The sequence below is a fragment of the Paenibacillus sp. sgz302164 genome (assembly GCF_056120505.1).
Genome location: NZ_JBVYOL010000012.1, coordinates 154,716 through 168,789, shown reverse-complemented (window position 1 = coordinate 168,789; position 14,074 = coordinate 154,716). Strand labels below are relative to the sequence as shown.

The following is a 14,074-nucleotide window of genomic DNA, read 5'->3' as shown; positions in this document are numbered from 1 at the left end:
TAATGTGGTTCTTGGGGGTGACAAGCGTGGCCAAACGCAAGAGGAAAAACAAGAATTTGAAAAACAGCTTGTTATTCGAACTGTATGGCATCGTTATTTTAATTTTTGCGGTTATCACGCTCGCCCAGCAGGGGCATGTCGGTAACTCGCTCATGTACCTTTTTCGTTTTTTTGTGGGAACGTGGTACTCCATCATTCCTCTGATTTTCATATATGTCGCTTTATATGCAATGATCAAGAGAGCATGGCCGCCGCTGCGTACAACCAAAAAAGCGGGAATTTTGCTGTTTATTTTGGCTTTGTTGATTAAAAATCATATCGATTTGTTTTTGCAGCTGTATCCCGACGGAGGCTTCACGTCCGGCAAAGTAATTTCATCGACCTGGAATGCGATGATGGAAGGCTTGAAGCCTACGGAAGCGGGACAGGAAGCCCTCAAGCATGGCGTCGGGGGCGGTATGATCGGCGCGTTCCTGTACAGTATTTTGTATTTTTTGTTTGACAATTTGGGAGCACGGCTCATTCAATATGCGCTTTTTGCGATCGGATTCATTCTTGCGACCGGCATTTCTTATGTGGATGTAGGCAATGTGGTTCGCGGACGCTTTAAAAACGTCGGCGATAACATCAAGGACAGAATGCATGAATGGCTGCAGGATCGAAGCGCCGCCAAGCCGCAAAGCACCCCGTCCGGTGGAGGAGCGGCCAAGGCGAAGAAAGCGGCGTACGTCCCGGTTGACGACGAGTTCGACGAAGAAGTGTTCCAGCCCGTCAAGCGAGCGAAAAAAACGCCGGTGTTCATGGAACTGCTGCGTCCGATCAAAGAGGCGAGAAAAAACAAAGCGGCTCCCGTATCTGCCCGTGAGGAGGAAGAAGAGGAGGATTCCACTTCTTCCAAAACTGCGGCGCCGAAAACGGTTTATCACGCCGAAGACGATGATAAAGAAGCTTCCCTTCACGATCAGCAGCAGGACGAATCTGTCATTCCGATTATCCGCGATTTCCAAGAGCAGGTGTACCAGGAAACGCAGCAGCAAGTGGTCGAGCCGCCTGCCGTGCAGCAGGCTCCCGCTAAACCTGCCGCCAAGACTGCGCCGAAGGAGACGGATGCCGATCAAGAGCCGGTTACGCTTGAGTTTCAGACAGAGAAACCTGCCGTGAGCAGCAAGCCGTATGTGATGCCGGCGCTTGACCTGCTGGCCAAACCTGCCGTCGGCAAAGGCAGCGAGATGTCCGATTACAAAGCGAACGCGAGAAAATTGGAAGCGACTTTGGAGAGCTTCGGCGTCCGCGCCAAAGTGCTGGAGGTTGTGAGGGGGCCGGCCGTTACCCGTTACGAGATCCAGCCGGATGTCGGGGTAAAAGTAAGCCGTATCGTCAGTCTGACAGACGATATTGCGCTGGCGCTTGCCGCCAAGGATATCCGGATGGAAGCGCCGATTCCGGGGAAATCGGCCATCGGCATCGAGGTGCCGAACATGGAAGTATCGATTGTTACGATGCGGGAAGTCATGGAGACCGGAGCTTTTCAGGAGTCGAGCTCACGTCTGTCCGTCGTGTTGGGACGGGACATTTCCGGTCAGCCGATCGTCGGTAATCTGGCCAGAATGCCTCACTTGCTCGTCGCCGGTGCGACCGGGTCCGGGAAGTCGGTATGTATCAACGGCATCATTACGAGTGTGCTGTACAAAGCAAAGCCGAACGAAGTCAAATTTTTGATGATCGACCCCAAGATGGTCGAGCTGAACGTATACAACGGCATTCCGCATTTGCTGGCGCCGGTCGTCACCGATCCGCGCCGCGCATCTCTGGCGCTCAAAAAAATCGTCGTTGAGATGGAAAAGCGGTATGAGCTTTTTTCCAAAAGCGGAACACGCAATATCGAAGGTTATAACGCGATGCTGACCGAGACGGGCACGGAAGCTCCGCTCCCTTATTATGTCGTCATCGTGGACGAGCTTGCCGATTTGATGATGGTGGCGGCAAACGATGTGGAAGATTCCATTACCCGCCTTGCGCAGATGGCTCGTGCAGCGGGCATCCATCTGATTATCGCCACACAGCGCCCATCGGTCGATGTCATCACGGGTGTCATCAAAGCGAACATCCCGTCCAGGATCGCTTTCGGCGTATCGTCCCAAGTCGACTCGCGGACGATTCTGGACATGGTCGGGGCCGAGAAGCTGTTGGGCCGCGGCGACATGCTGTATTTGCCGGTAGGCTCGTCCAAGCCGGTGCGCGTGCAGGGGGCCTTTTTATCCGATCAGGAGGTCGAGCATGTGGTCAACTTCGTGCGTACGCAGGAACAGGCCAATTACCAGGAGGAAATGGTGCCGCAGATTGAAGATCAACCGGAACAGCAGGCCGAGTTCGAGGATGAACTTTACGATCAGGCGGTGCAAATCGTGCTGGAAGCGAAGCAGGCCTCCGTTTCGCTGCTGCAGCGCCGCATGAGAATCGGCTATACGCGCGCGGCGCGGCTGATCGACTCGATGGAAGCAAAGGGCGTTGTCGGGCCGTACGAGGGCAGCAAGCCGCGGGAAGTATTGATGTCGATCGAGCAGTACCACCATAACCGGATCAGTTCCTAGCTGTACGGATGAACACTCCTTTAACCGGGAGTGTTTTTTTGTGCATAATCGCAGACTCTCTTTCTCATAATAAGCAAGAAAAGGCTGCTATATGAAAAGAGAGGTTGAGTAGGGGAATGAACAAAAGGCTAATCGTTCTGACATTCTGCATCGTTTTCGTGTTGTTTACCGCATTGCAATTAAAGAACCAGTCCAGCCCGCCTTCCGAGGAGACGTTCAGCAAAAACGAAATCAGATATGGAGCTACCGGAACGGATGTTTATGAACTGCAAGGAAGGCTGAAGTTCATCGGCTTTTACGGTGGCAATATCGACGGGGACTTCGGATACAGAACGTTAACCGCCGTCAAAAGATTTCAAGGCGAATTCGGCATGCAGGTTGACGGCATTGTCGGTCCCAAAACAAAGCTTAAGCTGTGGGAAGCTACTAAGGACTGGAAGTCTTCAGCGCCTCCGGCAGGCACAGCAAACAGTGGCGGAGGCGGCGGAAACGCAGGAGCGGGCAATGCACCGGCCAATTTGACGCCGTCCAATAATTTGGGGTTCTCGCAGCAGGACATCAACTTGATGGCCAATGCCGTTAACGGCGAAGCCAGGGGCGAGCCTTACATCGGTCAAGTGGCGGTGGCCGCAGTCATTTTGAATCGGGTCAAATCCGCGAGCTTCCCGAACTCGGTATCGGGTGTCATATTCCAGCCGGGCGCTTTTACAGCCGTTGCCGACGGACAAATTTGGCTGACGCCCAACGAGTCCTCGAAAAAAGCGGTGAAAGACGCCATTAACGGATGGGACCCTTCTGGGGGCTGCCTTTACTACTTTAACCCGGATACGGCGACGTCCGCTTGGATTTGGAGCAGACCGCAGGTAAAACGGATCGGCAAGCACATTTTTTGCAAATGAGATAAACCTCTAGGAAGTGTTTCGAAGTTGAGCGGGTGTAGTCAAATAGGTGTGACTGAGGAGAAGGAGCCGGCTGCGGTTGCTTCTCCTGTTTGTATCGGAATATAATGGATGCATATCTTGGAAACTGGAAGGGAGAGGGACCTTTGAAGCGTGTACAATTTGAGCGGAGCACCTGGAACCACATTCGTCTTCATGTGCTGCCTACAGATCAATTCAAAACGTTTGCCATTTCGGTATACATAGGCCGCCCGCTATCGGAAGATACGGTGACGGATACGGCTTTGACTCCTTTTGTGCTGAGAAGGGGGACGGAGCTTCACCCGGAAACGAAGCAATTTCGCGAGTATTTGGACGAATTGTACGGAGCCGGCTTCGGCTTCGACATCTACAAGCGAGGCGACTACCAGATCGTGCAGCTTCGCATGGACATCATCAACGACAGGTTCGTTTCCTCGAATGAATCTTTACTGAAGAAAGGGCTTGAATTTGTCGGCGGGACGCTGACGAAGCCGGCGCTTGAGAACGGGCGTTTCCGCGGCAAATATGTCGATTCCGAAAAACAGACGCTGCAAAAGCGGATCGAAGCGGTTATCAACGATAAAATCCGCTACGCGGCAGAGCGTTGTATCGAGGAAATGTGCCAAGGCGAGCCTTATCGCCTTCATGCGCTTGGCAAAATTGATGATTTGCACGGTATTACTGCGGAATCTTTATACGAACAATATAAGCAGTGGCTGCAAAATGCGCCAATGGACATTTACGTAGTCGGACATACGACTTTGGAAGAAGTGGAGTCTATCGTCAAGCAGGCGTTCAAGGTGGAAAGAAGCCAGGATGCCGGGTATGTGACGAACGCTTCCACGGCTTCATCCCGCGAAGTGCGAACCGTTGTGGAGCGACTGGATGTGAACCAAGGCAAGCTGAACATGGGGCTGCGCGCCAACATTTCGTACAAAGATGAGCAGTACCCCGTAGCTCTGATGTACAACGGAGTGCTGGGTGGCTATCCGCATTCGAAGCTGTTTATCAACGTCCGCGAGAAAGCGAGTCTGGCGTATTACGCATCGTCCCGGTTTGACGGGCATAAAGGAATTATTACCCTCCAATCCGGGATTGAAATCCAGAATTATGAAAAGGCCGTAGACATCATTCGGAAGCAGCTTCATGGGATGGAACAAGGGGACATCAGCGAGACGGAGATGAGCCAGACGCGGGCGATGATCTCCAATCAATTGCGCGAATTGCAGGATTCGGCGTTCGAGCTGATTTCATTCGATTTCAATGCGATTCTTTCGGGCAAACAGCGCACGGTTCCCTCGCTTATTGAAGCGGTGGAAGGGGTTGACGTTGCGGCGATCGCCCAGGCAGCGAAACAGGTGCAGCTTGACACGATATACTTTTTGCGGGATCAGAAGGGAGAGTAAGCGATGGAAGCCATTCCTTACCCACAGTTGAATGAAACGTTGTATCACGAACAGCTTCCGAACGGCTTGAGTGTGTTCATACTGCCGAAAGAAGGGTTCCAGAAAACGTATGCAACCTTTACGACGAAGTACGGATCGATCGACAACCATTTTCAGGTGGAAGGTAAAGACGAAGTCACAGTTCCCGACGGAATCGCTCATTTTTTGGAGCATAAAATGTTCGAGGAGCCCGAAGGGGACGTTTTTGCCAGCTTTGCGACGCAGGGCGCTTCCGCCAATGCGTTTACAAGCTTTGACCGCACAGCCTATTTGTTTTCATCGACCGATCAAATCGTGAAAAATTTAACGACATTAATTAATTTCGTGCAAAACCCTTATTTCACGGATGAAAATGTGGAAAAGGAAAAAGGAATCATCGGCCAGGAGATCAACATGTACCGGGATCATCCAGACTGGAGAAGCTACTACGGGCTCATCGAAGCGATGTATGCGAAGCATCCGATTCATATCGATATTGCAGGCACCGTGGAATCCATTGCGCAAATAACGAAGGAAACGCTGTACGAATGTTATAACACGTTCTACCATCCGAGCAATATGAGCCTGTTTATCGTCGGAGGCGTAGATCCGCAGGAAATCATTAACGTGGTTAAGGAAAATCAAGCCGGGAAAACGTTCCCTCCCCAAGGCGAGATCCGGCGCTTTTTTGAGGAAGAACCTTTGCAGGTGAACGAACGGCAAAAAGTTACCTGGCTGCCTGTTTCGCTACCGAAATGTTTGTTCGGCCTCAAAGAGCCGGCGCCGGGAGTGAACGGCAAAGAGCTGTTGGTCAAAGAATTGACGACCAAGCTGATGCTCGATATTTTGTTCAGCTCAAGCTCGGACATTTACCAGTCCTTATACGACGAACAGCTGATTTCGGATAATTTCGGCCATGAGTACAACATCGGCGAAGATTACGCGTTTTCGATTTTGGGCGGCGATACGAAAGATCCGGAACTGCTCGTTGCCCGCGTTCGGGAGGAAGTCGACAAGCGCAAAGAAGCGGGATTGGACAGCGCGGCGTTCGAGCGGAGCCGGAAAAAGAAGATCGGAAGCTTCCTCCGCACGATGAACTCCCCGGAAGCGATCGCCAACGAATTTACGAAATACCGTTTCAAAGGAATCGACCTGTTCGACATTCTTCCGGCTTACGAAAGCATTGCGCTGGAAGATGTTAACCGCAGGTTCCGCGAACATTTTGACTGGAACAGGCTGGCCATTTCGATTGTGCGCCGCCGCGAGTCGTGAACATGGCAAAACCGTTCACCGAACAAACGGTTTTGATTACCGGAGCGAGCAGAGGCATCGGCGCGGCGATCGCCGAACGCTTCGCATCGGTAGGGATGAATGTCGTCATCCATTACAAAGAGTCGCATGAAGCGGCGAACGAAGTCGCAAGAACGTGCATGAAACACGGGGCTAAAGTGCTGACAATATCAGCCGATATTCGCTCCAAAGATCAAATCTCGAAAATGAAAGAAAAGCTGGATCGGCGGGAGATGGTTCCCGATATTGTCGTAAACAATGCCGGAATCGCTCATTACGGGCTGCTTTCCGATATTAGCGAAGCAGACTGGGATATGATCATGGATACTAACTTGAAGGGCGCGTTCCTGTGCACGCAGTCGTTCATGCAGTCGATGATCCGGCAAAAATACGGCCGGATCATTAACGTTTCGTCCATTTGGGGGATATCGGGAGCTTCGTGCGAGGTCGTGTATTCGACGGCCAAAGGCGGGATGAACGCTTTTACGAAGGCGCTGGCCAAGGAGCTGGCTCCTTCCGGCATTACGGTGAACGCGGTTGCTCCCGGGGCCGTAGACACGGTCATGATGTCCGGCTTTCAAGCCGAAGAGAAGGCGGCGCTGGAAAGTGAAATTCCCGCCGGAAGGTTCGCGCTTCCGGGCGAGATCGCTTCTCTGGTGTACTTTTTGGCACTCCCCGAGTCCGGGTACATTACAGGACAGATCATTAGTCCCAACGGCGGCTGGCTGACGTAACGCACTTATTCATCATCTTTTTACCATTCGGACGCGCCCGGAGCCTCGCGTATATTTCCTTGAGGAGAAAGGCATATTACTTCTTGTAATGACCTATTCTCATCGATAAAAGGAGGCTCTCAAAACATGGCTACTGTACTTAAAGTATTTGATAAGTGGAAAGAATTTTTGGCTGAACGCGTAAACCAGGCCGAGCATGCGGGGATGAGCGAAGAGACCATCAGCAAGCTTGCTTTTCAAATCGGCGAGTTTCTGTCCAACAAAATTGATCCGGAAAATACGCAAGAACGCGTGTTGAAAGAGCTGTGGGATGCGGGGAACGAAGAGGAAAAACGCACGCTTGCCCGCCTCATGGTAAAACTAGTGGACAAAGGCTAACAACCGATTTACAATTCAATAGGATGCACCGTGTGAAAGCCTCCCGCTTCGGAGGCTTTTGCATGCTTTATTGATAAGAAAGGACCGTTAGCGTATGTTACTTCGAAGGTATGCTTTATGTATGATTATGCTGTGTGTATGGCTGACCGGCTGCGGAAACCGGGGAATGCCCGTCATTAAGCAGGAGCTTTTGGACAAGAAGCTGTCCGTGCTTATGCTTACGGGCCCAAGCTTATCGGATGCCGCCAAGCAATCGATCGGCGCCGCGCTTTTGCAATGGAGAGAAACGAATGGCATCGCTTTTGAGTGGGTCAAAGATTTGCCGGCATTGGATGATCAAGTCGTTAATAAATTGAAATCAAGGACTTATGATTACATATATGTAGCCGGAAACGATTTGATCGCAACGGCGCCTGCTGTTATGGATCCAAGCAAATTGTCCGGCAAATGGACGCTGCTCCAAGACAATCTGTTCGTCGGTGGCGCTTCGGGCGTCAGTTCCGACAAAGCTGCGCTATTGACCGTCGATCCGAATCAAGTGGATTCACTCAAAAATAAATGGGTTAACGATCTGCTCTTGCAGCGTTCGTCGATCGAATGGGTAACGCGCGCCGACAGTCCGATTCCTTCGGAATGGGCGCCTTCGGAAGAAGCGGACCATATCGTGCTGCTTGACAACAATGAGCAATGGTATCAGCAGTTATCCTATCAAGTCAGGCATCACGGCTCCAATTGGGTCGTTTATTACACACCGGTGGATCAAACTTTTGTGCAAAAAGCTAAATCGATCGGATCGCAAGTTCAAGTGATGGATTTAACGAATGCTTGGTCAATCGAGCTGAATTGGGATGTGATCATGGCTGACCGTTTGGCGGCGATGACCCAACGAACTTGGAAAAATGGAACCATTGTATATAATCAACAAGAGCTTAAAGAACTAAAGATGAAATGAAAAATTATATTCATTCAGGTATTTAGAAGGATTTTATCGAATATTGTAGAAATATATTTTAACGGAGTAACGATTTGTTACTGACTTTGTGATGAGGTGGAACGATTGGACGTCAAAGAGTGGTATATGGAGTATAAGATTCATAAGAACCGTCCCGGTTTGCTGGGCGATATTGCATCCTTGATGGGGATGCTGGATATTAATATCGTTACCATTAACGGTGTTGAAGACAGAACCCGCGGCATGCTGCTGCAAACGAACGATGAAGAGAAAATCGATTTGATGGGTAAAATGTTGAAAAAAGTAGATAATATTACTATTACGGCGCTGCGGCCGCCGAAGCTCGTTGATATTTTGGCGGTTCGGCACGGCCGCTATATCGAGAGAGATTCCGACGACCGCAAGACTTTTCGCTTTACACGCGACGAATTAGGGCTGCTGGTCGACTTTCTCGGCGAAATTTTCAAAAGAGAAGGCAACCAGGTGGTCGGTCTTCGCGGCATGCCCCGGGTCGGCAAAACCGAATCGATCATCGCCGGAAGCGTATGCTCCAACAAGCGCTGGACTTTCGTGTCTTCCACGCTGCTTAGGCAGACGGTCCGCAGCCAGCTTTCCGAAGATGAAATGACGCCGAACAACGTCTTTATTATTGACGGAATCGTATCCACGATCCGTTCCAATGAAAAGCACTACAGCCTGCTGCAGGAAATTATGGCGATGCCTTCGACGAAAGTCATTGAACACCCGGATATATTTATCAAAGAATCCGAATATACTTATAATCATTTTGACTATATTATCGAGCTTCGCAACAGTCCTGACGAAGAGATTAACTATGATTCCTTTACCTACAATATAGAACCTTTTTAGCGGAATGAACGTCAAACATACATACAACAGTTACGGGGAGGTGAACTTGTGTCCGATCTAGGATTTATTTTGCGCAAAGCGCGCATGGACAGAAAAATATCTTTGGATGATTTACAGGAAGTTACCAAAATACGCAAGCGCTATTTGGAAGCGATTGAAGAGGGCAATTACAAAGTACTGCCCGGCAGCTTCTATGTTCGCGCTTTTATTAAGAGCTACGCGGAAGCGGTCGGACTTGACCCGAACGAAGTGCTGAAGATGTACCAGACTACAAATCCCTCCCCCGAATCCGAACCGCCTGTTGTCGATACGATACGGAAAAGACGTTCCAATGTTCGCCAAACGGAGAAGATCAGCCGCTGGGCGTCCAGCGTTATGTTTGTCAGCTTTATCATTTTGATTTCCGGGATTGTCTATTATTACACCTATAAGAATCATAAAACAACGCCTACGGAAAACAATCCGGCTCAGACACAATCGCCGAGAATTACGGATTCTTCCGATCCGACAGCCGGAACGAAGTCCGGAGGCACAGGCGCCAATGCCGCGGCGAACACTCCCGTACAGACGATTGCCACGCCTACGCCCACGCCTGTTCAGACTCCGCCGGCAGTCGCCCAAGTCAAATTCAGCAGCAACGAGAAGGGCGTAGACAACTATACGATCACGAACAGCCCCAAGCTGAACATCCAATTGAAAATCACCGGCGCGCAGTGCTGGATTCGCGTCGATGCGCTCACCGACGGCAGCAAAAGAGACATGCTTAGACAAAAAACCTACAACAATAACGACACCGATTCCTTTGAAATCGACAGTTCCGCCTATTTGAATATTGGAGCCGCGAGCGCCGTCGAGCTGACCGTGAATGGAACCGTTATCCCTGTAGGCGATACGCCGAATCCGAAGAGAGTGCAGCTCAACCTGCAAAAAAGCTAGCTTTTTGCCGCTTCCTGCGCTTTCCCGGGTAATGAATCCAACGCGAGCATCCTTTGCCCAATCGGCTGAAGGATGTTTCTTTTTATACCGCTTCTTGCTATAATGCTTATGTAATTTCATGGAAAGGATGTTGCAGGTATGAGTTCGGAAAGTTCATTCGATATCGTGTCCAAGGTGGACATGCAGGAGCTTAACAACGCAATTCAGCAAGCGGAGAAAGAAATCGGAACCCGCTTTGACTTTAAAAACAGCAAGAGCAGCATTAAGCTGGAGAAAGACCAGCTTGTCGTCGTTTCGGACGACGAATTCAAGCTTCAGAACGTGCTGGATATTTTACATGCTAAAATGACGAAGCGCGGTATTTCGATCAAAAACCTCGATTACAGCAAAGTCGAGCCTGCGGCGTCTTCAACTGTAAGGCAGCGCATCAGCCTGAAGCAGGGGGTCGATCAGGAGAACGCCAAAAAAATCAACATTTTGATCCGCGACTCCAAGCTGAAGGTAAAAAGCCAAATTCAGGGCGACCAAATCCGGGTCACGGGAAAAAGCAAAGACGATTTGCAGGCCGTCATAGCGCTGCTGCGCAAGGCGGAGATTCCGCTCGATCTGCAATTCGTGAATCTCAAATAGACGTGCGCGTGCTCGGCGCAGCCTCGGAACGCCCCCCTTGCAAGGGGGGTTTGTTTTTTTGACACCCTATGGGGCATGTATTATACTTGTAAAGAATGGTTAGGACTATCTGGAGGTTGTTTCTTTCATGACGGAAAAGGTTAAAGTAGTGACACTCGGCTGCGAGAAAAATTTGGTCGACTCCGAGATTATGGCTGGATTAATTCACGGCCGCGGTTTTCAACTCGTTGATAACAAGGAAGAAGCCACGGTGATTATCGTCAATACATGCGGTTTTATCGATGCGGCGAAGGAAGAATCGGTCAATACGATTCTCGATATGGCCGAGTTGAAACAGACCGCCAAGTTGAAGGCTTTGATTGTTTCGGGATGCTTGACGCAGCGGTACAAAAAAGAACTGATGGAAGAAATGCCGGAGATTGACGGCATCGTCGGCACAGGCGATTTCGATAAAATCAATCACATTGTAGACGAAGCGCTCCGCGGTAAGAAGCCCATTATGGTCGGCAATCCCGTTTTCAACTATGATGCCGATTTGCCAAGACAAGTGACGACCCCCCGATACACCGCTTATGTGAAAATTGCGGAAGGCTGCGATAACGCCTGTACGTTTTGCAGCATCCCGATCATGCGCGGCAAGTTCCGCAGCCGAAGCATCGAATCGATCCTCGCCGAAGTAGCCCAACTGGCTTCCCAGGGAGTTAAAGAAATCAGCCTCATCGCCCAGGATTCGACCAACTACGGTACGGATTTGTACGATGGTTTTATGCTGCCTGCGCTGCTGGACAAAGTGAGCGAAGTACCCGGCATCGAATGGGTGCGCCTGCACTACGCGTATCCCGGATTTTTTACGGATGAACTGATTGAAACGATTGCAAGCAATCCCAAAGTGTGCAAATATATCGATATGCCTCTGCAGCACAGCGAGGACTCGATTTTGAAACGGATGCGCAGACCGGGCCGCCAAAAGGATACCCGCGAGCTGGTGCGCAAAATCCGCGCGCGCATCCCGGACGTGGCGCTGCGGACTTCTCTAATCGTCGGATTCCCGGGGGAAACGGATGAGGATTTTGAGAACCTGAAGCAGTTTGTCCGCGAGATGGAATTCGACCGGCTCGGCGTGTTCGCGTATTCCAAGGAAGAAGATACGCCTGCATCCCGGTTGCCGGATCAAGTGCCTGATGATGTGAAAGAATATCGTGCGAATACGCTGATGGAAATTCAGCGCGAAATATCGAATCTCCGCGGCGGACGCCGGATCGGTCAAGAGCTTGAAGTGCTGATCGAGCGTTACGACGGCAGAAGCGATGTCTATGTAGGCCGTTCGCAATTTGACGCTCCTGAAATTGATGGCGAGGTTTTCGTTGCCAATGCTAAACTGAACATCGGAGAAATGACCAAGGTTCGTATTACGCATTCCTTTGAGTTTGATTTGTCCGGGGAGGTTATTGCATGAACCTGGCCAATCGCATCACTGTGGCGAGGATATTACTAGTTCCGATCATCATGTTTTTTTTGCTGATCAAGGTGAAGTTTCCGCATATTCGGATTGAGGAATTCAGCATTACCTACAATCAGATTATTGCCGCTCTGATCTTCATTATTGCGGCAAGCACGGACAGCCTGGACGGTTATATAGCCCGAAAGCGCAAGCTGGTCACCAATCTGGGCAAGCTGCTCGATCCGCTCGCGGATAAGCTTCTGGTCACAGCGGTGCTCGTCTCTTTGGTCGAAATGGGCAAGGTGGACGCCTGGATCGTCATCGTGATCATCAGCCGCGAATGGGCAGTTACTGGCCTTCGCCAGATTGCGCTTTTGGAAGGAACGGTGATGGCGGCCAGCAAATGGGGGAAAGCCAAGACGGCTGCGCAAATCACGGCCATTATTGCTTTGCTTATCAACAATTTTCCATTCACGTTTTTGGATTTCCCCTTTGATGTGATTGCCAGTTGGGTTGCAGCGATCATTACGCTGTACTCCGGCATTGAATATTTTGTCAAGAACAAACATGTCATAGACTTTTCGGAAAAGACGCAATAGGGGAACCTATTGTTTTTTCCATTTGGGAGGATGGCTTATGAAAGCTGAAATCGTAGCTGTTGGAACCGAGCTTTTGCTGGGGCAAATCGTCAATACGAACGCCCAATTTTTGTCTACCGAATGCGCCGGCTTGGGGATCGATATTTATTATCAAACGGTCGTCGGCGATAACGAACAGAGATTGCTGGATACGCTCAAGCTGGCGTCTTCGCGGGCTGATGTCGTTATCTGTACGGGCGGACTGGGCCCGACCCAGGACGACCTGACCAAGGATGTTCTGGCCGCATACATAGGACGTAAGCTTATTCTTCATGAACCTTCCATGAATAAAATATCGGAGATGTTCGCTTCCAGGGGAATACCGATGGTTGAGAGCAACCGCAGACAAGCGCTCATGCCGGAGGGCAGCGATCCGCTGCAGAACGATGCCGGGCTCGCAGTCGGTGTCGCGCTGACGCACGAAGGCACGCATTTCATCCTGCTGCCCGGCCCTCCGAAAGAAATGAAGCCGATGTTCTCGAACTACGCCGCAGCCTGGCTCAGGAACGTCATGACGGACGAAGTGCCTTTGTATTCCAAAATGCTCCGCTTTGCCGGGATCGGGGAGTCGAACCTGGAACACCAACTGCTTGATTTGATCGCCAATCAGACGGACCCGACGATCGCCCCTTATGCCAAAGAAGGGGAAGTGACGATCCGCCTGACGACCCGGGCGCAGGAAGCGGCGGAAGGCGAGCGCAAGCTTCAGGCTGTCGAACGGGAGATCAGGCATCGGTTGGGGCAGTTCATTTACGCCGAGGAGGATGTGCCGCTTGAGGCGGTCGTTCTGCGGATGCTGGGCGAGAAAAAAATGACGCTTGCCGTAGCGGAGAGCTGCACAGGAGGCTTGCTGAGCGACCTGATTACGGCTGTGCCGGGCAGCTCGCAATCGTTCATGGGCGGCATCATCTGCTACTCCAATGAGCTCAAGCACAAGCTGCTGGGCGTGCCGGTGGAGGTGCTGGAGGGCGACGGCGCTCCCGGCGCTGTAAGCGAAGAAACGGCTTCTTTGTTAGCCCGTAATCTGCTCGATGCGGCAGGCAGCGATTGGGGAGTGGCGGTTACCGGAGTTGCCGGGCCCTCCCCTTCCCAAGGCAAGCCCGTTGGGCTCGTCTACGTAGGCGTGGCCCGCAAGGGAGGCGAAACCCAGGTCGTTCCGCTCAAGCTTTCCGGCAATCGGGAAATGATCAAGCTGAGGGCGGCGAAGAGCGCGCTTTACCACTTATGGAAACTGTTGAAAGAGAGCTAGGTTTCGCGTATAATGTAAGAA

At 51.1% G+C, this 14,074-nt stretch carries 13 protein-coding genes; all 13 read left to right on the top strand.

The window, feature by feature from the left end:
- Nucleotides 1–26 precede the first annotated feature (26 nt).
- On the top strand, nucleotides 27–2,591 hold the full coding sequence (locus tag AC0LWT_RS20740) for a DNA translocase FtsK (protein WP_474683167.1): 2,565 nt from the start codon (nucleotides 27–29) through the stop codon (nucleotides 2,589–2,591).
- Between the two features lie 116 nt (nucleotides 2,592–2,707).
- Nucleotides 2,708–3,490 carry a spore cortex-lytic enzyme gene (gene sleB, locus AC0LWT_RS20735; RefSeq protein WP_474683166.1) on the top strand — a complete coding sequence of 261 codons (783 nt, stop codon included), beginning with the start codon at nucleotides 2,708–2,710 and terminating at the stop codon, nucleotides 3,488–3,490.
- Nucleotides 3,491–3,636: 146 nt separating this feature from the next.
- Nucleotides 3,637–4,917, top strand: coding sequence for an EF-P 5-aminopentanol modification-associated protein YfmF (yfmF, locus tag AC0LWT_RS20730; RefSeq protein ID WP_474683165.1), 1,281 nt, complete (start codon nucleotides 3,637–3,639; stop codon nucleotides 4,915–4,917).
- A gap of 3 nt (nucleotides 4,918–4,920) precedes the next feature.
- A complete protein-coding gene (gene yfmH, locus AC0LWT_RS20725; protein WP_474683164.1) occupies nucleotides 4,921–6,207 on the top strand; it encodes an EF-P 5-aminopentanol modification-associated protein YfmH in 1,287 nt (428 codons plus the stop codon).
- Between the two features lie 2 nt (nucleotides 6,208–6,209).
- Nucleotides 6,210–6,959: an elongation factor P 5-aminopentanone reductase gene (gene ymfI / locus AC0LWT_RS20720; protein ID WP_474683163.1), complete on the top strand. Its 750-nt coding sequence runs from the start codon at nucleotides 6,210–6,212 to the stop codon at nucleotides 6,957–6,959.
- 126 nt (nucleotides 6,960–7,085) lie between these two features.
- Nucleotides 7,086–7,337 (top strand): DUF3243 domain-containing protein, encoded by a 252-nt coding sequence (locus AC0LWT_RS20715; protein ID WP_474683162.1) that lies wholly within the window; start codon nucleotides 7,086–7,088, stop codon nucleotides 7,335–7,337.
- A gap of 121 nt (nucleotides 7,338–7,458) precedes the next feature.
- A complete protein-coding gene (locus AC0LWT_RS20710; RefSeq protein WP_474683161.1) occupies nucleotides 7,459–8,289 on the top strand; it encodes a hypothetical protein in 831 nt (276 codons plus the stop codon).
- Between the two features lie 126 nt (nucleotides 8,290–8,415).
- Nucleotides 8,416–9,159 (top strand): DUF3388 domain-containing protein, encoded by a 744-nt coding sequence (locus AC0LWT_RS20705; RefSeq protein WP_474683264.1) that lies wholly within the window; start codon nucleotides 8,416–8,418, stop codon nucleotides 9,157–9,159.
- 48 nt (nucleotides 9,160–9,207) lie between these two features.
- The gene (locus tag AC0LWT_RS20700) at nucleotides 9,208–10,095 is read left to right on the top strand and encodes a helix-turn-helix domain-containing protein (RefSeq protein ID WP_474683160.1); all 888 of its coding nucleotides are present in this window, start codon (nucleotides 9,208–9,210) and stop codon (nucleotides 10,093–10,095) included.
- A 138-nt stretch (nucleotides 10,096–10,233) separates the two neighbouring features.
- Complete coding sequence (locus tag AC0LWT_RS20695; protein WP_474683159.1) at nucleotides 10,234–10,725, top strand: YajQ family cyclic di-GMP-binding protein; 492 nt, start codon at nucleotides 10,234–10,236, stop codon at nucleotides 10,723–10,725.
- Nucleotides 10,726–10,852: 127 nt separating this feature from the next.
- Nucleotides 10,853–12,181 carry a 30S ribosomal protein S12 methylthiotransferase RimO gene (gene rimO, locus AC0LWT_RS20690; protein WP_474683158.1) on the top strand — a complete coding sequence of 443 codons (1,329 nt, stop codon included), beginning with the start codon at nucleotides 10,853–10,855 and terminating at the stop codon, nucleotides 12,179–12,181.
- Nucleotides 12,178–12,765 carry a CDP-diacylglycerol--glycerol-3-phosphate 3-phosphatidyltransferase gene (pgsA, locus tag AC0LWT_RS20685; protein WP_474683157.1) on the top strand — a complete coding sequence of 196 codons (588 nt, stop codon included), beginning with the start codon at nucleotides 12,178–12,180 and terminating at the stop codon, nucleotides 12,763–12,765. The genes rimO and pgsA overlap by 4 nt, the downstream gene beginning before the upstream one ends.
- A gap of 37 nt (nucleotides 12,766–12,802) precedes the next feature.
- The gene (locus AC0LWT_RS20680) at nucleotides 12,803–14,053 is read left to right on the top strand and encodes a competence/damage-inducible protein A (protein ID WP_474683156.1); all 1,251 of its coding nucleotides are present in this window, start codon (nucleotides 12,803–12,805) and stop codon (nucleotides 14,051–14,053) included.
- Nucleotides 14,054–14,074 lie beyond the last annotated feature (21 nt).

Excerpts from the sequence above, each read along its gene's own strand:
- ymfI (WP_474683163.1), top strand. The coding sequence starts at position 6,210 with ATGGCAAAACCGTTCACCGAACAAACGGTTTTGATTACCGGAGCGAGC.
- AC0LWT_RS20695 (WP_474683159.1), top strand. The coding sequence starts at position 10,234 with ATGAGTTCGGAAAGTTCATTCGATATCGTGTCCAAGGTGGACATGCAG.
- rimO (WP_474683158.1), top strand. The coding sequence starts at position 10,853 with ATGACGGAAAAGGTTAAAGTAGTGACACTCGGCTGCGAGAAAAATTTG.
- yfmH (WP_474683164.1), top strand. The coding sequence starts at position 4,921 with ATGGAAGCCATTCCTTACCCACAGTTGAATGAAACGTTGTATCACGAA.
- AC0LWT_RS20680 (WP_474683156.1), top strand. The coding sequence starts at position 12,803 with ATGAAAGCTGAAATCGTAGCTGTTGGAACCGAGCTTTTGCTGGGGCAA.
- AC0LWT_RS20715 (WP_474683162.1), top strand. The coding sequence starts at position 7,086 with ATGGCTACTGTACTTAAAGTATTTGATAAGTGGAAAGAATTTTTGGCT.
- AC0LWT_RS20705 (WP_474683264.1), top strand. The coding sequence starts at position 8,416 with ATGGAGTATAAGATTCATAAGAACCGTCCCGGTTTGCTGGGCGATATT.
- AC0LWT_RS20710 (WP_474683161.1), top strand. The coding sequence starts at position 7,459 with ATGATTATGCTGTGTGTATGGCTGACCGGCTGCGGAAACCGGGGAATG.
- sleB (WP_474683166.1), top strand. The coding sequence starts at position 2,708 with ATGAACAAAAGGCTAATCGTTCTGACATTCTGCATCGTTTTCGTGTTG.
- pgsA (WP_474683157.1), top strand. The coding sequence starts at position 12,178 with ATGAACCTGGCCAATCGCATCACTGTGGCGAGGATATTACTAGTTCCG.